The sequence below is a fragment of the Streptomyces milbemycinicus genome (genome assembly GCF_002154605.1).
In the GTDB taxonomy this organism is placed as follows: Bacteria; Actinomycetota; Actinomycetes; order Streptomycetales; family Streptomycetaceae; genus Streptomyces; species Streptomyces milbemycinicus.
The window spans coordinates 375-697 of record NZ_MUNE01001234.1 but is presented as its reverse complement, the minus strand read 5'-3'; the positions used below and the strand labels follow the sequence as shown (position 1 = coordinate 697).

General features: G+C 75.2%; 1 protein-coding gene. It reads right to left on the bottom strand.

Annotated elements, in window-relative coordinates; translation table 11 throughout:
* Nucleotides 1–73: 73 nt before the first annotated feature.
* Nucleotides 74–323: hypothetical protein (locus CCN51_RS59025; protein WP_245881907.1), on the bottom strand; the 250-nt coding region annotated here is incomplete at its 5' end.

Sequence of the window (323 nt, the reverse complement as noted above, 5' to 3'; positions counted from 1 at the left end):
CGCCGCCCCTCGTCCGCCGCGCCCACCTGCATGGCCTCGTCACTCACGCGGTCCGCCCGTCCTTTCGTCAACTTCACTGCTCCCAGGACCGGAATGCCCGCAGGCCTTCCGGCGTCGTCACGAGCGTCAGCCGCGTATCGTCCGGTTCGCCGCCGCCGAGCGCGGCGAGCAGCCGCCGGGCCGGTACGTTGCGTGGTGTCCGCTCCGCCGTCAGGCGCACCGTCGCGCACCCCAGGGCGTCGGCGCGGTCGGCCAGCCACCCCAGCAGCCGCTCCTCCACCCCGCGGCCGAGCGCACGGCAGCTGAGCATCCAGGCCAGGACG